This is a genomic window from Chitinophagales bacterium (genome assembly GCA_040877935.1).
Lineage (GTDB): Bacteria > Bacteroidota > Bacteroidia > Chitinophagales > CAIOSU01 > JBBDNB01.
In genome coordinates this window covers 15,705-35,488 of sequence record JBBDNB010000013.1, presented here as the reverse complement: position 1 = coordinate 35,488, position 19,784 = coordinate 15,705, and the positions used below count along the sequence as shown (strand labels likewise).

Annotated in this window: 23 protein-coding genes; 5 read left to right on the top strand and 18 right to left on the bottom strand. The window is 40.0% G+C overall.

All coding sequences use genetic code 11. The annotated features are described in order from the left end of the window. Positions 1–612: 612 nt before the first annotated feature. The 12 genes from cysQ to WD048_03430 form a co-directional block, all read right to left on the bottom strand. Complete coding sequence (gene cysQ, locus WD048_03485) at positions 613–1,380, bottom strand: 3'(2'),5'-bisphosphate nucleotidase CysQ (GenBank protein ID MEX0811253.1); 768 nt, start codon at positions 1,378–1,380, stop codon at positions 613–615. After that, entirely contained in the window at positions 1,373–2,242 is an 870-nt protein-coding gene (gene rfbD, locus WD048_03480; protein ID MEX0811252.1) for a dTDP-4-dehydrorhamnose reductase, read from the bottom strand. Before rfbD ends, cysQ begins: the two co-directional genes overlap by 8 nt. Positions 2,243–2,247: 5 nt before the next feature. Continuing rightward, positions 2,248–2,802: a dTDP-4-dehydrorhamnose 3,5-epimerase gene (gene rfbC / locus WD048_03475; GenBank protein ID MEX0811251.1), complete on the bottom strand. Its 555-nt coding sequence runs from the start codon at positions 2,800–2,802 to the stop codon at positions 2,248–2,250. Between the two features lie 2 nt (positions 2,803–2,804). Further along, entirely contained in the window at positions 2,805–3,794 is a 990-nt protein-coding gene (locus WD048_03470; protein MEX0811250.1) for an SDR family oxidoreductase, read from the bottom strand. Positions 3,795–3,799: 5 nt separating this feature from the next. Next, positions 3,800–4,861 carry a dTDP-glucose 4,6-dehydratase gene (gene rfbB, locus WD048_03465; protein MEX0811249.1) on the bottom strand — a complete coding sequence of 354 codons (1,062 nt, stop codon included), beginning with the start codon at positions 4,859–4,861 and terminating at the stop codon, positions 3,800–3,802. A 100-nt stretch (positions 4,862–4,961) separates the two neighbouring features. After that, entirely contained in the window at positions 4,962–5,195 is a 234-nt protein-coding gene (locus tag WD048_03460) for a type II toxin-antitoxin system PemK/MazF family toxin (protein MEX0811248.1), read from the bottom strand. Beyond that, positions 5,192–5,419, bottom strand: coding sequence for a DUF2281 domain-containing protein (locus WD048_03455; GenBank protein ID MEX0811247.1), 228 nt, complete (start codon positions 5,417–5,419; stop codon positions 5,192–5,194). Before WD048_03455 ends, WD048_03460 begins: the two co-directional genes overlap by 4 nt. A 71-nt stretch (positions 5,420–5,490) precedes the next feature. Further along, positions 5,491–6,780: a nucleotide sugar dehydrogenase gene (locus WD048_03450; protein ID MEX0811246.1), complete on the bottom strand. Its 1,290-nt coding sequence runs from the start codon at positions 6,778–6,780 to the stop codon at positions 5,491–5,493. A 3-nt stretch (positions 6,781–6,783) separates the two neighbouring features. Next, the gene (locus WD048_03445; protein MEX0811245.1) at positions 6,784–7,359 is read right to left on the bottom strand and encodes an acyltransferase; all 576 of its coding nucleotides are present in this window, start codon (positions 7,357–7,359) and stop codon (positions 6,784–6,786) included. Then, entirely contained in the window at positions 7,359–8,348 is a 990-nt protein-coding gene (locus WD048_03440; GenBank protein MEX0811244.1) for a UDP-glucuronic acid decarboxylase family protein, read from the bottom strand. Before WD048_03440 ends, WD048_03445 begins: the two co-directional genes overlap by 1 nt. Continuing rightward, entirely contained in the window at positions 8,348–9,658 is a 1,311-nt protein-coding gene (locus WD048_03435) for a UDP-glucose/GDP-mannose dehydrogenase family protein (GenBank protein MEX0811243.1), read from the bottom strand. The genes WD048_03440 and WD048_03435 overlap by 1 nt, the downstream gene beginning before the upstream one ends. Then, positions 9,655–10,767, bottom strand: a complete 1,113-nt coding sequence (locus tag WD048_03430; GenBank protein MEX0811242.1) for a DegT/DnrJ/EryC1/StrS family aminotransferase — start codon at positions 10,765–10,767, stop codon at positions 9,655–9,657. The genes WD048_03435 and WD048_03430 overlap by 4 nt, the downstream gene beginning before the upstream one ends. A gap of 93 nt (positions 10,768–10,860) precedes the next feature. On the opposite strand from WD048_03430, the gene WD048_03425 reads away from it, so the two are divergent. Together WD048_03425 and WD048_03420 are read left to right on the top strand one after the other, a co-directional pair. Then, complete coding sequence (locus WD048_03425) at positions 10,861–11,619, top strand: hypothetical protein (protein MEX0811241.1); 759 nt, start codon at positions 10,861–10,863, stop codon at positions 11,617–11,619. After that, complete coding sequence (locus WD048_03420; GenBank protein ID MEX0811240.1) at positions 11,619–12,884, top strand: glycosyltransferase N-terminal domain-containing protein; 1,266 nt, start codon at positions 11,619–11,621, stop codon at positions 12,882–12,884. The genes WD048_03425 and WD048_03420 overlap by 1 nt, the downstream gene beginning before the upstream one ends. Here the strand turns inward: WD048_03420 and WD048_03415 are convergent. From WD048_03415 to WD048_03405, 3 genes are all read right to left on the bottom strand, one after another. Then, positions 12,877–13,668 carry an outer membrane beta-barrel protein gene (locus WD048_03415; protein ID MEX0811239.1) on the bottom strand — a complete coding sequence of 264 codons (792 nt, stop codon included), beginning with the start codon at positions 13,666–13,668 and terminating at the stop codon, positions 12,877–12,879. The genes WD048_03420 and WD048_03415 overlap by 8 nt on opposite strands. 45 nt (positions 13,669–13,713) lie before the next feature. Continuing rightward, on the bottom strand, positions 13,714–15,057 hold the full coding sequence (locus WD048_03410; protein MEX0811238.1) for a dihydroorotase: 1,344 nt from the start codon (positions 15,055–15,057) through the stop codon (positions 13,714–13,716). A gap of 159 nt (positions 15,058–15,216) precedes the next feature. Further along, positions 15,217–15,441, bottom strand: a complete 225-nt coding sequence (locus tag WD048_03405) for an FAD-binding protein (protein ID MEX0811237.1) — start codon at positions 15,439–15,441, stop codon at positions 15,217–15,219. Between the two features lie 86 nt (positions 15,442–15,527). Between WD048_03405 and WD048_03400 the strand changes: the two genes are divergently transcribed. Then, a complete protein-coding gene (locus tag WD048_03400; GenBank protein ID MEX0811236.1) occupies positions 15,528–15,887 on the top strand; it encodes a hypothetical protein in 360 nt (119 codons plus the stop codon). A gap of 33 nt (positions 15,888–15,920) precedes the next feature. Here the strand turns inward: WD048_03400 and purE are convergent, their stop codons facing one another. Further along, entirely contained in the window at positions 15,921–16,436 is a 516-nt protein-coding gene (gene purE, locus WD048_03395; protein MEX0811235.1) for a 5-(carboxyamino)imidazole ribonucleotide mutase, read from the bottom strand. Beyond that, a complete protein-coding gene (locus WD048_03390) occupies positions 16,433–17,569 on the bottom strand; it encodes a 5-(carboxyamino)imidazole ribonucleotide synthase (GenBank protein MEX0811234.1) in 1,137 nt (378 codons plus the stop codon). Before WD048_03390 ends, purE begins: the two co-directional genes overlap by 4 nt. 95 nt (positions 17,570–17,664) lie before the next feature. Between WD048_03390 and WD048_03385 the strand changes: the two genes are divergently transcribed. After that, a complete protein-coding gene (locus WD048_03385) occupies positions 17,665–18,180 on the top strand; it encodes a hypothetical protein (protein ID MEX0811233.1) in 516 nt (171 codons plus the stop codon). Positions 18,181–18,183: 3 nt separating this feature from the next. Here WD048_03385 and WD048_03380 read toward each other — a convergent pair whose 3' ends face one another. Next, positions 18,184–18,828 (bottom strand): LON peptidase substrate-binding domain-containing protein, encoded by a 645-nt coding sequence (locus WD048_03380; protein MEX0811232.1) that lies wholly within the window; start codon positions 18,826–18,828, stop codon positions 18,184–18,186. A 116-nt stretch (positions 18,829–18,944) separates the two neighbouring features. On the opposite strand from WD048_03380, the gene WD048_03375 reads away from it, so the two are divergent. After that, positions 18,945–19,526: an SPOR domain-containing protein gene (locus WD048_03375; GenBank protein ID MEX0811231.1), complete on the top strand. Its 582-nt coding sequence runs from the start codon at positions 18,945–18,947 to the stop codon at positions 19,524–19,526. The last annotated feature ends 258 nt before the right edge of the window (positions 19,527–19,784 follow it).

Sequence of the window (19,784 nt, the reverse complement as noted above, 5' to 3'; positions counted from 1 at the left end):
CCTGCCAGTTGAGCAGTACCTTGTCCGGTGAAATGCCCGTAGCGGTCAGCCCGGGCTTGTAATTGCTTTGCGCCTGTGCCGGGATTCCAAAAAACATCAGGAAAGAAAGTAGTGATAATAGCGACAACATTTTCATAAGTGCGGTTTTTGGTTGATGAATATTTATAAAATAAGTGCCCTTGTAAAAGAGGGCGGAATCATTCAATATCATTATTGGCCTTGCCCTACAAGGCATGGACAGGAATCGATCTGGTCGGTATTTGGCAATCAGATCAAAAAAAAAACAATGTAATGAAGCTAAACCAAAAGAATTGGATTTCACAATTGTTAACAGATAAAGATTGTCGATAAACCGTAATGCGACATTATTTTTGTTTGCTATTTATCGAATAGTTTACTGTATTACAAATAGTTATCAGTAAAAAATGAAATGTGGATAAATTATTGGTAAGTTTATTTGATTATGTGACGGGAATTCACTTAAAAAAGCAAAGGAGAAGTTGTTTGGTCTGGAATTTATTATTTATAATAATATATGTATAAACTTTCTTAATCCTAAGATAAGCGTTGAATTCAAACAGCAAGTGCAACATTAAAGCTATACAAAAACTTCTACTCCACAAAAAACCAGGGATTCAATAAATCTTCCTTGTTGTATTGCAGCGCTTCTTTTGTTTGGTGATGCAAGACTTGTCTTCCGGCAGCTCTTGCCACAGCATCGGCAGCGGCAGTGTCCCATTCCATCGTGGGTCCCAGGCGGGGATAAACATCGGCTTTGCCTTCGGCTACAAGGCACAGTTTTAATGAACTTCCGGCAGCTATAAATTCCACTTTTTTGCCCTGTTTTTCCAAATTGACTACAAAGTCTTTTACTGCATCTGAGAGGTGCGAGCGGCTGGCGATTACTTTGATTTCATCCAGTTGGGTATAGTGTTTCCCGGCTTTTAACGCTTTGTCTTTTCCATTTTCACGCATCCAGGCTTTGCCATCAAAATTGTAGTAGAATTTTTCCTGTACCGGAACATACACTACTCCAAATACAGGTTTGCCATTTTCTATCAAAGCGATATTTACGGTGAACTCCCCGTTTTTCTTTATAAATTCCTTGGTGCCGTCCAGCGGATCCACCATCCAGCATTTTGTCCAGTTTTTGCGCTTATTGTAATCAATGGCTTTGTTTTCTTCTGAAATCACAGGAATTTCCGGAAAATATTTTTCCAGCTCCTCCATTATGATCTCATTGGCTTTTTTATCTGCTTCGGTCAATGGCGATTGGTCGGCTTTTTCAAATATTTCAAAATCCTGGGCGTAAATTTCTAAAATCGCATCTCCTGCCGCTTTGGCAATGTTCAATAGTCGATCGGTGTCTGCTCTATTCATTATTTTCTTTTATTAAGTCAATGCATTCCTTCAGGCTGTTTCGCCAGTATGGAATTTTGTTTTCTACCAGCGATTTGATTTTTCGTTTGTCCAATACGGTATATATCGGCCTGGCAGCTGCTGTGGGATAATCCTCTGTTCGCACCGGGTAGAGTTTCATGTCTTTGCCGCTGATATCAAAAATGGCATGGGCGAAATCGTACCAACTGCAAACGCCTTCATTGCTGTAGTGATAAATATTATTTCCCAATTCCCCCAGTTTTGTAAGGTTATTCAATACCATTTTTGCAAGATCGTGAGCATAGGTTGGCGTGCCCAGTTGATCGCATACTACCCTGAGTTCGCTGCGGTTTTCTGCAAGGCGCAGCATGGTTTTTACAAAATTGCTCCCAAAAGAGGAGTAAAGCCAGGAAGTGCGAATGATCAGGGCATTGGGGTGTTCACTTAATTTTTTTTCACCTGCCAGTTTGCAGCGCCCATACACATTGATGGGATTTGTGGGGTCTGTTTCAGAGTAGGGTATGTTCTTGTTGCCGTCAAAAACATAATCCGTGGAAAAATGGATGAGTTTGCTGTCAAAGTTCTGTGTGACTTCGGCCAGCAGTTCTACGGCATCTGAATTGATTTTAAAAGCCAGTTCCTGTTCCGATTCGGCTTTGTCCACGGCAGTATAAGCTGCACAATTCAACACATAATCGGGCTTGATGGAAACAAAGGCATTTTCCAAAGCTTCCTTGTCACTGATATCGAGAATAGAGTGGTCAAAAAAGTGGAATTCAAAATGGGGGAATTGTGCTGATAACACCTGGAATTCGCGCCCCAATTGTCCATTGGCACCAGTAACTAAAACTATTTCAGCCATTGATTTTAGTATTCAAAATTCATTTCAGCATCTTTGAAAGATGGCAGAATTTTATCCTTTGCTGATAAAATAAAGCTTTTTGTTTGACTTCCCCAATCGATATTCAATTCTGGATCGTCATAGCGAATACCGGCCTCGTGTTCTTTTGAATAGTAATTGTCGCATTTGTAGAAAAATTCGGCTTCCTTGCTGAGCACTACAAAACCATGCGCAAAACCACGAGGGATCAATAAATTCAGCTTATTTTCTGCACTGAGTTCCAGTGCTTCCCATTGGCCGAAAGTAGGGGAACCCTTTCGGATATCTACAGCTACGTCCAGCACACTGCCTTTTAATACACGAACCAATTTGGCCTGGGCATAAGGTGCAAGCTGGTAATGTAAGCCACGCAAAACGCCTTGTTGGGATTTGGAATAATTGTCCTGGACAAAGTTGTAGTCCAATCCGGCACTTTCAAATCTTTTCTTGTTATAGCCTTCAAAGAAAAAACCGCGTTCGTCTTCAAAAACTTTGGGTTTGATGATTAATAAATCGGGAATGGAGGTTTTTATCAATTCCATAGTTAATTGGAATATACTGTTTTGAAATAATTTACGGTTTGCTTCAGGCCCTCGTGAAAATCAAATTCGGGATTGTAGCCCAATTGATTTTTTACCCTGCTGATATCGGCAAGCGAATTGCGTACATCGCCTTTTCGGGGTTCGCGATAAGTGGCATTTGTTACTGAATCCAATTCTTTTTTTATGGCGTCAAACATGGTGTTAACAGAAAAGTTTTCTCCTACCGCTACATTAAATACATAGTCATTTACTTTTTCCCAGGGTGCAAAAAGTGCTTTGATATTGGCCTGCACTGCATTGGCCACAAAAGTAAAGTCCCGGGTTTGTTCTCCATCACCGTCAATATACACCGGCTTTTCATTGAGCAGTCCATCAACAAACAAAGGGATTACGGCAGCATAGGGGCCATCGGGATTCTGGCGCGGACCAAATACATTGAAATAGCGCAAACCGATTATTTTCATATCAAAATTCAGGCGAAAAACATGGGCATAAAGTTCATTGGTATATTTTGATACGGCATAGGGTGAAAGCTGATTGCCGATTTCATTTTCCACTTTTGGCAATCCCTGGCTGTCTCCGTAAACGGAAGAAGAAGATGCATAGACAATGCGCTTTACTTTGTTTTCCTTGGCAGCGATCAGCATGTTTAGATACCCGTCAACATTTGAGGCGTTGGTATTTTCAGGCTCGGCCAAAGAGCGGGGCACTGAGCCCAAAGCTGCCTGGTGGGAGATATAGTCGATTCCCCTGCAGACCTTTTTACAGAATTCTAAATCGCGGATATCCCCTTCAATAAATTCATAATTGGGATTATCGCTGAACAGGTCAATATTGGATTGCAGCCCGGAAACCATATTGTCAATCACCCTGACTTTTGCTCCGTGTTGCAGTAAATATTCTGCGATATGAGAACCGATAAATCCGGCACCACCTGTAACTAAAAAGTGTAAGCCTTCTATTTTTTCATTTTGATAAGCCTGCTGATACATTTACTTTATCGGTTTTTGTATTGTTCGTCATAGTAATCCTGATAGGCACCGCTGGTAATGTGTTTCAACCATTCCTTGTTTTCGAGATACCAATCTACGGTTTTTTCCAGTCCTTCCTCAAACTGAATAGAAGGTTTGAAACTGAGTTCTTTGTTAAGTTTTGAGGCATCTATGGCATAGCGCCTGTCGTGGCCGGAGCGGTCTTTCACATAAGTGATCAATTTTTCAGAACTGCCAGCCGGACGGCCTAATTTCTCATCCATAATCTTACATAACAGTTTGATCAGGTCGATGTTTTTCCATTCATTAAAGCCACCGATATTGTATGTTTCCCCTGTTTTTCCTTTGTGGTAGATCAGGTCGATTGCATCGGCATGGTCTTTTACCCAAAGCCAGTCGCGGGTGTATTTTCCATCGCCATAAACGGGCAGTGCTTTTTCTTCTTTGATATTGTGGATAAAAAGCGGGATCAGTTTTTCTGGAAATTGATTGGGGCCGTAATTGTTGGAGCAATTTGAAATGACAATGGGCAAGCCGTAGGTATCATGGTATGCCCTGACCAAATGATCTGAGCTCGCTTTGGATGCGGAATAGGGAGAATGCGGATCGTAAGGTGTTTCTTCCGTGAAAAGTCCGGTTTCGCCAAGGGCACCGTAAACTTCATCGGTAGAAATGTGGTAGAAAAGCTTGTTTTCAAAGCCGCTTTTTTCCCATTGGGCCTTCGCAGCATTCATTAAGACCACTGTTCCCACAATATTGGTATTGATAAATTCCATGGGATTAAGGATGGAACGATCTACATGTGATTCGGCTGCCAGGTGAATGACACCATCGAATTGATGTTTCTCAAAAAGTGCTATTATAAATGGGGCATCGGTGATATCACCTTTTACAAAATGATAGTTGGATTTGCCTTCCATGTCTTTCAGGTTTTCAAGATTGCCCGCATAGCTTAATATATCCAGGTTGTATATTTCGTAATCGGGATATTTATTGACAAACAGGCGCACTACATGGGAACCGATAAAGCCCGCACCACCTGTTATGAGTATTTTTTTATTTGGCATTTAGGAATTGTTATTGGTTTATTTTAAATAAGCTAATCAGGTTCTTGTCTATTAAATCTAATTCTGTTTTATTAATTGTTCCAAGAAGACCATAGACTAATTATTTATCAATCGTTGCAATTTTGGACAACCTAATTAAAGAATCTTTTTTTAAACCATTCTTTTTTGATGGTTTTAACAAAACATCAGTTTCTTCTTTCCATTTCAATTGAGTGGATATAAAGGTTACTGTTATATCTAATTTTCCGTTTGCAAGAACCAAAGCCGGACGAATTTTACTTCCAGATAAATCCGTAAATGGAAATGGGATTAAGACCAGATCACCTTTGTTCATTTGTAGCGTTCTTTCAAATCATTCAATGTGTACAAATCTTCTTCCTCTTTAAGAAAGTCGTATGTTTTGGATTTACTGATTAAATCAGTGATGCCTTTTTGGAGCATTTCTTCTTCATATTTCTTTAGAAGAAAATCGGCAAAATCATTGACTTCCCTTATTCTATCATCGGGTAATTTAGCAATCGTGTTGGATATATTGTTTAAAAGTGCTTCTTTGGTCATGTCGAGTATTTTAAATTATTACAAGTTCCATGCTCAGCTCGTTCCGTTGATAGAATTTAAATCTATAATTTTTAAAGCCCCCAATAAGTCAAATCCTTTATTTTCCCCCGGTAAATTCCTTTTATATCTACCAGGATTCCTTTGGGAGTCATAATTGATTTAAAATAAGCTTCATCCAGGTCGAGATATTTATCGTGGTTTACAGCCACTACAACTGCATCATAGCCTTTTCCAATTTTAGAAATTAACTTATAGCCGTATTCTGTTTCTACTTCTTCGCTGTTTGCATAAGCATCTGTCACTTCAACATTTACCGAATAGGATTTCAACTCATTGATCACATCTACTACTTTGGAATTTCGGATGTCTGTCACATTTTCTTTAAAAGTAGCACCCATTACCAAAACCTTGGATTTAGCTACAGGTTTGCCTGCTTTGATGATTTTTTGTACCACATTTTTGGCCACATATTCACCCATGCTGTCGTTGATGCGCCTTCCGCTGAGGATCACTTCTGATTTGTAGCCCAGCTCGTTGGCCTTATAGGTGAGATAATAAGGATCTACTCCGATGCAGTGTCCGCCAACAAGCCCCGGGAAAAAGCGCAGGAAATTCCATTTGGTACCGGCAGCTTCCAGCACATCGTAAGTGTTGATGCCAACCTTGTCAAAGATCTTCGACAGTTCATTCATCAAAGCGATGTTGAGGTCTCTTTGTGTGTTTTCTATGATTTTTGCTGCTTCAGCTACTTTTATTTCAGGGGCGCGGTGTACTCCGGCTTTCACTACAATTTCATAGACTTTGGCAATCACATCCAATGATTCAGCGTCAGAACCCGAAACCACTTTTATGATATTGGGCAATGTGTGTTCTTTATCCCCGGGATTAATCCTTTCAGGAGAATAGCCGAGTTTGAAATCCTTATTGAGCTTTAAACCGGATTCTTCTTCGAGAATTGGTAAGCAGTCTTCTTCGGTACAACCGGGATATACGGTAGATTCATACACCACATAATCCCCTTTTTTCAAAACCTTTCCGATGCCTTTTGAGGCACTCAAAACAGGAGTTAAATCGGGTACTTTATGCTCATCAACAGGTGTGGGGACTGCTACGATAAAAAAAGTAGCTTCTTTTAGGTCTGCTGGGTCAGCGGTGAATTCGATATCGGTATTTTCAAAAGCCTCACTCTCCAGTTCGCAACTGGGGTCAATGTTTTTTTTCATCATTTCCACTCTTTTGGCATTGATGTCAAAACCAATGACCGATATTTTTTTGGCAAATTCCAGTGCTATGGGCAATCCTACATATCCCAGGCCGATTACGGCCAGTTTGGTTTCCTTGTTGATTAATTTTTCGTACATTTTCTAAGCTTTGATTTTTGTTACCTTATTGTTTTCAATTTTGTATTTTGCCTTGCTCTCAGGGCAAATGGCCTTGTTGTTTTCATCAAAATGCAGGCGGTGTCCGTATTCGCTTACCCATCCTGCAACCCGGCCTGGAGCACCGAGAATTAGTGCATAATCGGGAACGTCTTTTGTAACTACTGCTCCAGCACCTATTAGTGCGTATTTTCCAATTTCATTGCCACAAACAATGGTGGAATTGGCACCAATACTGGCTCCTTTTTTTACCAGTGTTTTTTCATAAACCCCTTTTCGAATGATTGCGCTGCGCGGATTTGAGATATTGGTAAACACCATGGATGGCCCCAGGAAAACGTCATCTTCACAGACGACACCTTCATAAATGGACACATTGTTTTGAACCTTGACATTTGTGCCAAGAATGACATTTGATGCTACAAATACATTTTGTCCGAGATTGCAATTTTCTCCCAGTTTGGCTCCGGGCATAATGTGGCAAAAATGCCAGATCTTACAGCCTTTAGCAATTTCAGCTCCTTGGTCTATTATAGCGCTTTCGTGTTTGTAATAATCCATTATTTCTGAATGTATTTATCGAAATTTTTGTGCTCCATTTTATACAAAGCATCTTCGGGAAGTGATTTGAAGTATTCATAAGTAATCTTCAAACCCTCTTCACGACTAACATTAGGTACCCAACCCAATATCTCTTTTGCTTTTGTGATGTCAGGTCTTCGCTGTGTAGGGTCATCTTTAGGTAATTCTTTGTAAGTGACTTTTTGCTTTGTACCGGTCAGTTTAATGATTTCTTCTGCAAAATCCTTTATGGAAATCTCAGAGGGGTTTCCAATATTTACAGGCATGTGATAATCGCTTAGCAAAAGACGGTAAATGCCTTCTACCAGATCATCTACATAGCAGAATGAGCGGGTTTGAGAGCCATCACCAAAAACAGTAAGGTCTTCACCGCGCAGTGCCTGGCCGATGAAAGCCGGCAAGGCACGCCCGTCATTCAACCGCATTCTTGGTCCGTAAGTGTTAAAAATGCGGACAATACGGGTTTCTAAATTATGATAGGTATGATAAGCCATTGTTATGGCTTCCTGGAAACGTTTGGCTTCATCATACACTCCGCGCGGCCCGATGGGGTTGACATTGCCCCAGTAATCTTCTGTTTGCGGATGTACTTTTGGGTCGCCATAAACTTCAGATGTGGAAGCCACCAGGATTCTTGCATTTTTAGCTTTGGCCAATCCAAGTAGATTGTGTGTGCCCAAAGATCCCACCTTTAATGTTTGAATCGGTATTTTCAGATAATCAATTGGGCTGGCAGGTGATGCAAAATGCAGGATATAATCCAGTTTGCCCGGCACATACACAAAGTTGGAAACATCGTGATTGTAAAAGGTGAATTGCTCCAGCTTAAACAGGTGTTCGATATTGCTCAGGTCACCGGTAATCATGTTGTCCATTCCCATTACGCGGTAGCCTTCCTTGATAAATCGATCACAAAGATGGGAACCCAAAAATCCTGCTGCACCGGTAATTAAAACTGACTTTGCCATTATTTTATCTCTTTTCTGCCAATGCTTGTATAATCAAATCCTGCATCTTCCATTTCGTGTAAATCAAAAAGGTTGCGACCGTCAAATATCACTGCTTTTTTCAGCAAACCTTTGATTTTCTCCAAATCGGGTGTTCTGAATACCGGCCATTCTGTGGCAATGATCAGTGCATCTGCATCCTTCAGGGCATCATACATATTGCCGGCATATTTGATTTTATCGCCCATTTGGCTTTTAACATTGTCCATTGCTTCCGGGTCGAAAGCATTTACAGAAGCGCCCTCTTCCAGCAGATCATTGATCATGTACAATGCCGGTGCTTCCCTGATATCATCAGTATCGGGTTTGAAAGCCAGTCCCCACATTGCGAATTTTTTGCCTTTCAGATCATTGTTGTAGTACTTCAGGATTTTCTTTACCAGTACGGTTTTTTGAATGGTATTGACTTCCATTACCGAATTGAGAATTTTGAAGTCATAGTCATTTTGATCTGCACTTTTGGCCAGTGCCTGTACATCTTTGGGGAAGCAACTTCCACCATAACCAATTCCGGGAAACAAAAAGCGTTTGCCAATGCGGCTGTCAGTTCCCATACCTTTTCTTACCATATCAACATCCGCACCTATTCTGTCGCAGAGGTTGGCAATTTCATTCATAAAAGAAATACGAGTGGCCAGGTAGGAGTTGGCTGCGTATTTGGTCATTTCAGCAGAGCGCTCATCCATAAATATCACCGGATTTCCCTGGCGAACAAATGGATCGTATAATTTGCCCATCAATTCGCGAGCTCTTTGGGAAGAGGTCCCAATTACCACACGGTCGGGCTTTAGGAAATCATCCACTGCTTTTCCTTCGCGCAAAAATTCAGGATTGGAAACCACATCAAATTCACCGCTGTAATTCTTGCGAACGGCTGCATGTACTTTTTCCGCTGTACCAACCGGAACAGTGCTTTTATCTACCAGTACTTTGTATTCAGTAATGATTTTCCCAAGTTCTTCCGCTACGCCCAGCACATAAGAAAGATCGGCAGAACCGTCTTCTCCGGGAGGGGTTGGCAATGCCAGAAATATAATTTTTGCTTCTTTCACTGCTGAAGGCAGATCGGTAGTGAAAGTAAGCCGGTCTTGTTTTCTATTTCTCTCAAATAATACATTGAGTCCGGGTTCATAAATCGGGATTTTCCCGTTTCTCAGTGATTCAACTTTTTTCTTGTCAATGTCCACACAGGTTACGTCATTTCCTGTTTCGGCAAAACAAATTCCCGAAACCAGGCCAACATATCCTGTACCTATTACTGCTATTTTCATTTATAAAATTGCTTAATGTTTTGAATAATAAATTCGATTTGGTCTTCCTGCATTTCCGTGTGCATGGGCAGTGAAAGCACCTCTTTTGCCAATTTTTCTGATACCGGCAATTTGCCCCAGTCTGCAGATTTATAAGCATCTTGCTGATGTAAAGGCACCGGGTAATAGACCATGCTGGGAATTCCTTTTTCCTTTAAAAATGCCTGCAATGCATCCCTGTCTTTTACCTTCAAAGTGTATTGATGAAAAACATGGGTAGAATAGGAGGTGCGGTATGGGATTTGAACCTCTTCCATATCTGCAAATGCATTGTCGTATTTTTCTGCCAGATCCTGGCGGGCTTTGGTATATTCCGGCAGATGTTTTAATTTTTCATTTAATACTGCTGCCTGAATGCTGTCTAAACGGGAATTTACGCCAATACTTGTATGGTAGTATTTTACTTCAGATCCGTGATTGGCAATGATGTTCAGCTTTTTACCCAGATCACTTTTATTGCTTGTAAGTGCCCCGCCATCGCCAAAACAGCTCAGGTTTTTAGAGGGGTAAAAAGACAGGGTTCCGATATCTCCGGCAGTTCCGGTATATTTCCATTGATTGTTCACCAGCACTTTGCTGCCAATGGCCTGTGCATTGTCTTCCACCACAAAAAGTTGGTGTTTTTCTGCAAGCTCCAGAATGGCATGCATATCGGCAGCCTGCCCGAATAAGTGCACCGGAATGATTACTTTGGTTTTATCGGTAATGGCAGCTTCTATTTTATTGGGATCAATATTGAAAGTGCGTTCATCAACATCAACAAATACAGGTTTTAAACCGAGCAATACAATAACCTCGGCTGTTGCTACAAAAGTAAAGGGAGTGGTAATGACCTCATCACCGGGTTTTAAGTCCAGTGCCATTAATGCCATTTGCAAAGCATCGGTACCATTGGCGCAGGGAACAACATGTTTTGCCTTTAAATATTCTGAAAGTGATTTTTGAAATTCCTTTACTGCCGGACCATTGATGTAGGAGCCGTTTTCAAGTATTTCCATGATCGATTGATCGACAGCAGCTTTGATTTTATGGTACTGCCCAACCAAATCAACCATTTGGATTGTGTTCATAGGAAAAATTTTGTCCACAAATATAGAGAATACTATTGTTTTACTTTTACCTCTTTCCTGTATAAATGGTTAATTTTGGCAAAAACAGTCCGTTTGAAAAAGCATTTGTCGATAGCAATTTTATGTATGCTCTTTTTTAGCTCGATAGCTCAACAATCGAAGCTGAAAGATCAACATGTGAATGCTGTGTTATTGCAGGGAAACTACAGCTTGCAAATTCCACTTATGGATTATGCAGAAAGATATGGCATTAGCAGTACAATTGGGGGAAGTTTAAGCTATAAGTTTGGTAAAAATTACATGCTTGGCTTTGAGGGCAATTTTATTTTTGGAAGTAAAATAAAAGACAATCAATTGTACAGTGGTATCAGCAACGACAAGGGGCAGATTATGGGTTGGAATGGACTTTATGAGCCTTATATTGTCAATCAGAGAGGGTTCACTGTACTTGGTAAATTCTCTAAGGTTTTTTCCTTTGGGAAATTGAACAAAAATTCAGGAATCATTGCTTCTCTTGGTTTTGGAGCAATTCAGCATAAAATCAAAATAGATCTCAGTGAATCGAATGTACCGCATCTTGATGAAGACTATCATAAGGGTTATGACCAATTGAGTAATGGTTTTTTATGTTCACAATTTATTGGTTTTCAATTTCTTGATGTCAATAAACGCATCAATTTTGTGATTGGCTGGGAATTCAACCAGGGGCTTACAAAACATCGAAGAAGCTGGGATTTTAATAAGAATTCAGAGCCATCACAAGCTTTGCGCAAGGATTTGAGCACCGGTTTTCGTTTGGGCTGGATCATCCCCATATATCTTATGCAAACCGAAAAATACTACACCCACTGATGCCGCTTTTCATCGGCCTGGCGATTTATCGACTGGTGCTTCAAGTTTATCACCTGATGCTGAAACTTGCTGCAATTTTTGGGCATCAAAAAGCAAAAAGTTGGGTGAAGGGTAGGGTAGGATGGCGCGATGAAATTCAAAAGATATCATCGGACAAGAGAGATAAAATATGGATTCATTGTGCATCACTTGGTGAGTATGAAATGGCCGTGCCCCTGATGCAGCAATTGAAAAATAGATATCCCCAAAAAGCCGTAGTGCTGAGTTTTTTTTCACCTTCGGGTTTTCAGTATTGTGCTGAAGCCACTCATTTTGATTACAAAATATACCTGCCAATTGACAGCCCGAAAAACGCCCGTTTTTTTGTAGAGAAAATCAATCCTAAAGTGGCGGTTTTTGTGAAATATGAATTGTGGTATTATTATCTCTCGGAGCTCAACAGGAAAGATATTCCTGTGTTTTTGATCAATGCGCAGTGGAGTGGAAATGCTGTTTTTTTCAAATGGTATGGGGTCTTGCACAGGGAAATGCTTCAATATTTTAAGCACGTTTTTGTAAATGATGGGCAAACAATGGAGCTGGCTTCTGAAATTTTGCCTGCTGATAAAATAAGCTTATCGGTTGACAGTAGAATAGAGCGCGTACTGGCCATTAAAAATCAATCCTATAAAATCAGTGATTTTGAAAATTTCAGGCAGGAAAGCAAAATTCTGATTTCCGGCAGTTCTTATTTGGATGAAGAAAACGTATTGCTTGAGTTTTTGAATAATCATGCAGCATCAAGCAAATGCATTATTGCGCAACACAATATAAACAGGGAAAGAATTGCTTCTATTGAAAGGCAATTTGAAAGATACAAGCCACTTTTGTTGTCAAAATGGGAGTCATACAGTGCAGAAGATCGCAAAGATTCAAAGGTGCTTGTTGTAGATAGTATTGGCCAGTTGTCGCGGATTTATCGCTATGCTGATTTGGCTATTGTTGGAGGTGGATTTAGGGGGGCATTGCACAATGCCTATGAGCCATTGGTTTATGAAATACCAGTTTTTTTCGGGGCTGATTTTGGCGGTGTAGCCAATTGGCAGAAGTTGCTTGATCAGGGATTGGCCTTTACTTTTGAAACAAGTGCAGACTTTGAAGAAAAGGCAAATCAGTTTTTAAAAGTAGAACATAATGAACAATTGAAAACAAAAGTTCAGTTGTTTTGGGAGCAAGAAAAGAAATCGGAAAACACAGTACTTGAGGAAATCCAAAAATTTATTTAGTGATAGTGTAGCTGATACCCAAGCGCGCAATTATACTTTTGATATCAACTGCTTCAATGAGACTTCCTGAGAAGCCTATTACCAGTGAACCTTGTAATCCACCAGTGTTTCCTATATTTAATACAGCTTCAAAACCAGGAACGATGAACTTTGGAATGGAATTGGGTAAATCATTATATTGGTGTATGAAACTGTTGCTTCCTTCTCCAAGCCTGTATTTATCTTTTTCATGTTGACCATTGGATTGAGCCTCTATTCTGACTTTACTCAAAAGTGCCATAGAAATGACCGGGCCAAAACGCAAACTTATCAGGCCATTTTTAAAATAGGTTTTGATGTAGAGGGGGATGTCGAAATAATCTACAGTGATAAATGTTTTACGCCTTTCGTAAAATATAGGATTGGTTAAACCAGGTTCTGTGACATTGTCTTCAAAAAGCCAAAAACCTTTGGGTGTGTACATCAATCCCGAACCAATGGCTGCAATTTCATGAAATTGATAATCAAAAAGTACCCCGACATAAGCTGCTGTTTTCGGGTATAGATTTGCTTCATAATCAGGGTAAATCTTTGACCTGTTTTCAATTGTTGCGTTTATATTATTTACACTTACTCCAACAGGTGTGGTAATATTTAGACCAGCAGTGACTTCAATATTGATTGCTCCTTTTTCTGGATCTTTCAGTACCCTGCTTTTTTTATCTTGGGCAGATAGCGTAGAATAAAGCAATAGAGTAAAAATTAAGGGACTAAACTGAGTTACCCAAGATTTGAATTGAGACATAATGCTGACTTATTGAGTTCTACAACGTGTTAACTTCAAAATTGATCAATCTCTTTTCCTAAAAACCAATCGTTCTCCCTTCACGGCATCGTTTACTTTTCCATTTTCAAATACCAAATTCCCGTTCACAAAAGTCTTTTGGACTTTGTATTGAAATTCCTGTCCCTCGAAAGGGGACCAGCCGCATTTGTAAAGTAAGTTGTCGCGATTTACCGTATATCTATCTTTGGCCACCAAAACCAAATCGGCTTTATATCCCTCGCGAATAAAGCCACGATCTTCAATGTCGAACAATATGGCGGGATTGTGGCAGGCTTTTTCAATGATTTTTTCTTTGCTGAAAATACCTTGTTCGCTCAATTCGAAAAGTGCAGAAAGCGTGTGCTGTACCAATGGCCCACCACTTGGGGCATTGAAATAATTGTTGCTTTTTTCGGCTAGCGTGTGTGGCGCATGATCGGTTGCCAAAACATCAATGCGGTTGTCATTTAAGGCAGCCCTCACTGCAGCTCTGTCGTCCGCACTTTTCACCGCAGGATTCCATTTGATGTGCGTGCTTTTAGTTTCGTAATCTGTATCGGAAAACCACAGGTGGTGGGTGCAGGCCTCGGAAGTTATTTTTTTATCCTTTAAAGCTAATTTATTGTCAAAAAGCTCAATTTCCCTTGCCGTGGAAATATGCAGGATATGCAGTCGGGTGCCGTGTTTTACCGCCAAAGCCTTTGCCTTGGAAGACGACAGGTAACAGGCTTCTGCATCGCGAATTTCCGGATGATATTTAATGGGCATGTCCTCACCGTATTTTTCAAGATAGGCAGCCGTATTGTCTTTGATGGTTTGTTCGTCTTCGCAGTGGGTGGCAATCAGCCCTGAAAAATTGGCAAATATTCTATTAAGCACCTCTGAGTGATCCACCAGCATATTGCCCGTAGATGAGCCCATGAATATTTTCAGTCCACAGACTTTTCGCAAATCGGTGCGCATCAGCTCCTCGTAATTGTCATTGGAAGTACCCATAAAGAAAGAATAATTGGCTGGAGAAACCTGTGCAGCGCGCTGGTATTTTTCTTCGAGCAGTTTTTGGGTCAGTGCAGGAGGTTTGGTATTGGGCATTTCCATAAAAGAAGTGATGCCACCTGCCACGGCCGCTTTTGATTCGGTCTGTATTTCTGCTTTGTGGGTCAAGCCCGGTTCGCGAAAATGCACCTGATCGTCAATAAAGCCGGGAATGAGATATTGGCCATTGGCATCTATTTCATTGATCTTTTCGCGGGTTTGGATATTGGCAGCTATCTTTTCAATTCTGCCATTTTTGACCAATACATCACTATTGAAGATTTTATCTTCATTGATGATTTCTGCATTTTTTATTAGGAAGTTTTGTGGCATGGGTTTATGTTTTTCTTCTTCTGCAAATATTGCATTTTAAGTAGAGAAAGGTGGAATTTATTATGTACTGTTTAGATCGAAATTCTTTTTCTATCAAGACATTTGCAGAAGCAGACCAAAACAAAGAGTATTGGCTAAAGAAAACACCTGCTGAAAGGTTTAAGGCTGCATGGTATCTGATTTGCTCATGCTTGCGTCAGCTATGGGATTGATCGAAGCCCCTGCAATGTGCGAAGCGGTATGGCTTTTGTTTTTATCTATGATTAGAAAGTCCTCACCTGCCTGCATGAGCCGAAAACTCAATAGCGTACCGGCTATGCCCTGGCCAATGATGAGGTGCTTGATTTTATGATTTGTAGATTGGATGATGTGCTGATTTTGCAAATGAATTAAAACAATTCAAAGTTGAATATTATATTCGTTAGAATTCCTTCATTCAGAAAAATTATTTTAAGTAGATTCCTTCAATTATGGAAAAAGAAATAAAAATTAAGGTAAAGGATGTTTTGAGTGTAATGCTAAATTCACGTGAAGCAGCCATTATGATTTTTGATGAAATCAAACAGAAAAACCTATCAACTGTAGAATTTGATTTTACTGATGTTGAATTTATGTCGCGTTCATTTGCTGACCAGTTTTATAAGGAAAGCAACAAAGTTGAAAATAATACGGCTGTTCAAATTGTAGTATCCAATGCTACGGAAGCAGTGAGGAATGTGTTGCAAACAGTTGCAAAAACCCAAAATAAAACCAACCGGAGTTACAATAAGCTTCCAGTTTTTAAATTCTCAAATGCATCGAGCCTTAAGGATTATCTACTGTCCGTTTAGTTTCAGATACAGAATGAACAATGGTTTGTTTGATCAATCAAAAGAATTGGGAAATCCTTTTTCCTTAACATCTTCAACCATTCCATCAACCTTGATTTTCAGTTCTGCTTTATAAGCTTCCAGTTTTTTGGCCAATGCTTCATCAGAAGTAGAAAGGATATTGGCAGCGAGAATTCCTGCATTTTTGGCACCATCCAAGGCTACGGTTGCTACGGGAATGCCTCCGGGCATTTGCAAAATAGAAAGTACGGAATCCCAGCCATCAATGGAATTGGAAGATTTTACGGGTACGCCAATTACTGGCAAAGTAGTCATGGAAGCCACCATTCCCGGTAAGTGCGCTGCACCACCTGCTCCAGCAATAATCACTTTCAAGCCCCTTTCACGGGCAGTTTTGGCATATTCCATCATGCGCTGAGGCGTGCGGTGTGCGGAAACAATGGTCAGCTCAAATGCAATGTCCATTTCCTTTAAAAATTCGGCCGCTTTTTCCATTACCGGTAAATCCGATTGACTGCCCATTATAATTCCTATCTGATATTTGCTCATGAGATGACTTTTAGTTTGTTTTTTACAAATCGCGCTTTGCGTTTGGCTTCCTCCATGTCCTTATCTACCACGGTGATGTGCCCCATTTTTCGGAAAGGACGCGTGAATTTTTTTCCGTACAAATGCAAACCCACGCCATCAGTGGCCAATACTTCATCCAGGCCTACGTATTTTGCAGCCCCATCGTGGCCCGGTTCGCCAAGTAAATTGACCATCACGGCATTGGTTTTAATATCCGTTGCGCCCAGTGGTAAATTCAATACAGAGCGTAAATGCTGTTCAAATTGCGAGGTAATATTGGCTTCAATGCTGTGGTGTCCTGAGTTGTGCGTTCGGGGCGCAATCTCGTTTACCAATATTCCGCCATCTTTGGTAACGAACATTTCAACGGCCAATAAGCCTATAATATCTATTTCCTTGGCAACTTTTGCCGCCAGTTCTTGGGCTTCTTGTTCTAGTTTTTCTGAAAGTTGAGCGGGAGAAAAGAGGTATTCCACCAGATTTTTTTCAGGATGAAAATCCAGTTCCACAGTAGGGTAGGTGCGCACTTCCCCAGAAGCATTGCGCGCTACGATCACGGAAATCTCCTTCTCAAAATCAATTAATTTTTCGAGCACTGAAGGTTTGTTGAATCCACCCTCAATATCGCCTTTGGATTTTATTTTAAATACGCCACGGCCGTCATAGCCTTCTTTTCTCAGTTTTTGTACAGCAGGGAAAAACGATTCAAAATCGTGCAGTTCTTCTTTGTTATCAAGCAAAAAGAACTCAGCTGTGGGAATACCGCGCTCTTTATAAAATTCCTTTTGAAGGCCTTTGTCCTGGATAAGCCGAATCACCGAAGCTTGAGGATAAACTTTCACACCCTCGCTTTCCAGCTTTTCGAGTGCATCTGTATTTACATTTTCTATTTCAATAGTGAGCACATCTACTTTCTTTCCGAAATTGTAAACAGTGTCAAAATTATTGAGTGAACCGTGGTGAAATTCACTGGAAAACTCTTTGCAAGGGGCATTTACATCTGGGTCGAGCACAAAAATGCTGACATTGTAATTCATGGCAGCCTGAATCAACATGCGTCCCAATTGACCACCTCCCAATACTCCAAGTTTCAAGTCGTTGTAAAACTCCATATCTTTGATCTCCGATTAATGTCAGCAAAAATGCTCATTAATTTAGCAAATTAAAAAAGTGAGTTAACTTTGCGACCTAATTTTTAAATAAGTTTATGTACACCAATTATATTCGAGGAGGCCTGGCTGTTGCTATTTTAGCATTTGCCATTTATTTATTTTTTGTAGGATGGCCTGGCAGCGGTGTCTTACTGATCTTGCTGGCTATTTTGGTGGGACTTACAATTGTCTTTAACGAGGCGCTGGTCATTGCGTTTCTTTTTGTGCGCAAAGGCAATATGGAAAAAGCCAAAAAAGTACTGGGTTGGGTGAAAACCCCTGAAGGTTTGCTCAACATGACAGAAGCTTATTACTATTATCTAATGGGCATGTTGGAAATGCAAACCAATTCATTGGGAAAAGCTGAGAAATTTTTCAAAAAAGCACTAAAAACCGGCCTGGTGGTTTCTACCGATCAGGCAGTTTCTAAACTCAACCTTGCAGGAATTGCTGCTTCAAAGCGGAAAAAACGAGAAGCCCTCAATCTTTTGGCACAAGCTAAAAAACTGGACACCAACAAAATGCTGGGCGAGCAAATCAAAATGGTGGAGTTTCAGTTGGGGAGGATTTAATCTTTAAAAATTTGGCGGTATAATGTTTTTAAAATGCCCGTTTGATTGAATCTTGCGCTTAATGTGCTCAGTTTCTTCTACAATGGGCAAAATACCTTTTAGATGGCGCAGTAAAAATTCCTGTCTCGAAAGCTCATCTTTCATTTGCAGGAACTTATACTCCTGTTGTAATTTAAGTCCTACAATATGAATTACTTTGTGCAGGTCAAATTTTTCTATTGGCTCTAATTGATCAGCTTCAATGCCCAGAAATTTATGCAAGGTCTGTGTCAGTTCATAGATTTTCCTTTTTAAAACATCAGAGCCATTTTGTATAATTTCCCTCCATTCTACATTTGCTTTGGCATATTTGTCTTTATCATTTGGGGAAAATATTTCATTGATTTTAAAACTTTGTGTACCAATTGTTTTAATATCCATCTCGCCATTGGTGTAAACCCGGTCTATCTGATCAATTTTTACGCAAGTACCGTAGTTTCCGATTTTACCATCAATATAACAGGGGATTCCAAAATCAATTCCACTGCTCAGGCACTCGTTCACCAACAGCTTGTATCTCTTTTCGAATATATGCAGGTTTAGGGATTCTCCGGGAAAAACCACTAAACTGAGCGGAAATATGGGGATTTGGGTTTGTTTTGATTGCAAGTTTTGAAATGTTTAAGTATATCAGCCGAAATTAATTGGAATAAAACCTGGTCTTTGTTAATTAATCTAATGATTTTTTTTGGTTACTTTTGAGCCAAACCTTTAAAATTACTACCATGAAATTAAAAGCTTTTTCTTTGTTTTTGATGATTGTTTTAAACTTTTCAGTAATTGTTGAGCCATTGTATGCGGCTCCGCAGAAAGAAAAGAAGAAAAAAATGAAAAAATCTGAAATGCGCGAAGCTATAGCAGATTATGAAGAGGAGATAGAAAAACTCAATAGTGAAGTTCAAGAATTGCGTTCTGAAAACGATAATCTCAATCAAGAATTAACAGAGGCGAGACAAAAAAATGTGGAAATGGAGGCACGTATGCAGAAAGTAATGGCTGAGGCGCAGCCTTATCTTTCAGACAGAATGCCTACAGAAGTATATTTTAAAGTACAGCTCGGAGCATACAAAGAGCTTGATATTCAGGAAAGTTTCAACAAAGCCAAAACACTACAGACTGAAACAGAAAGCGATGGCATTAAAAAATATACCGTGGGAGAGTTTAAAACTTTGGATTCTGCCAAAAAATTCGAGTTAGATTTGAAAAAACTGGGTATAGGAGATGCCTGGTTGGTACCTTACAAAAACAATAGACGAATATCTGATGAACAGGCTTCCGAAGCAGTAGGAAGAGACATCAGGCAATAGCAAAATTGACTTACTTCAATTGTGGTTCACCATAAGATTATCAGTAATAATCCTGTGAACTGGTTTTCTTGTGAAAGAATATGAACTAAAGACCTCCTTAAATACTATTTCTGCGGTATTTTCGACTTAATTCTTAATTTAGGATTTAAAATTTTTAAGCATCAGCTTCAATTATACCAAATTTAAAAGAGCCGATTACAAACCGATTATATCAGATATAACGGAATGGCCAATTTATAAACTGAGCTCAAGGCGCTA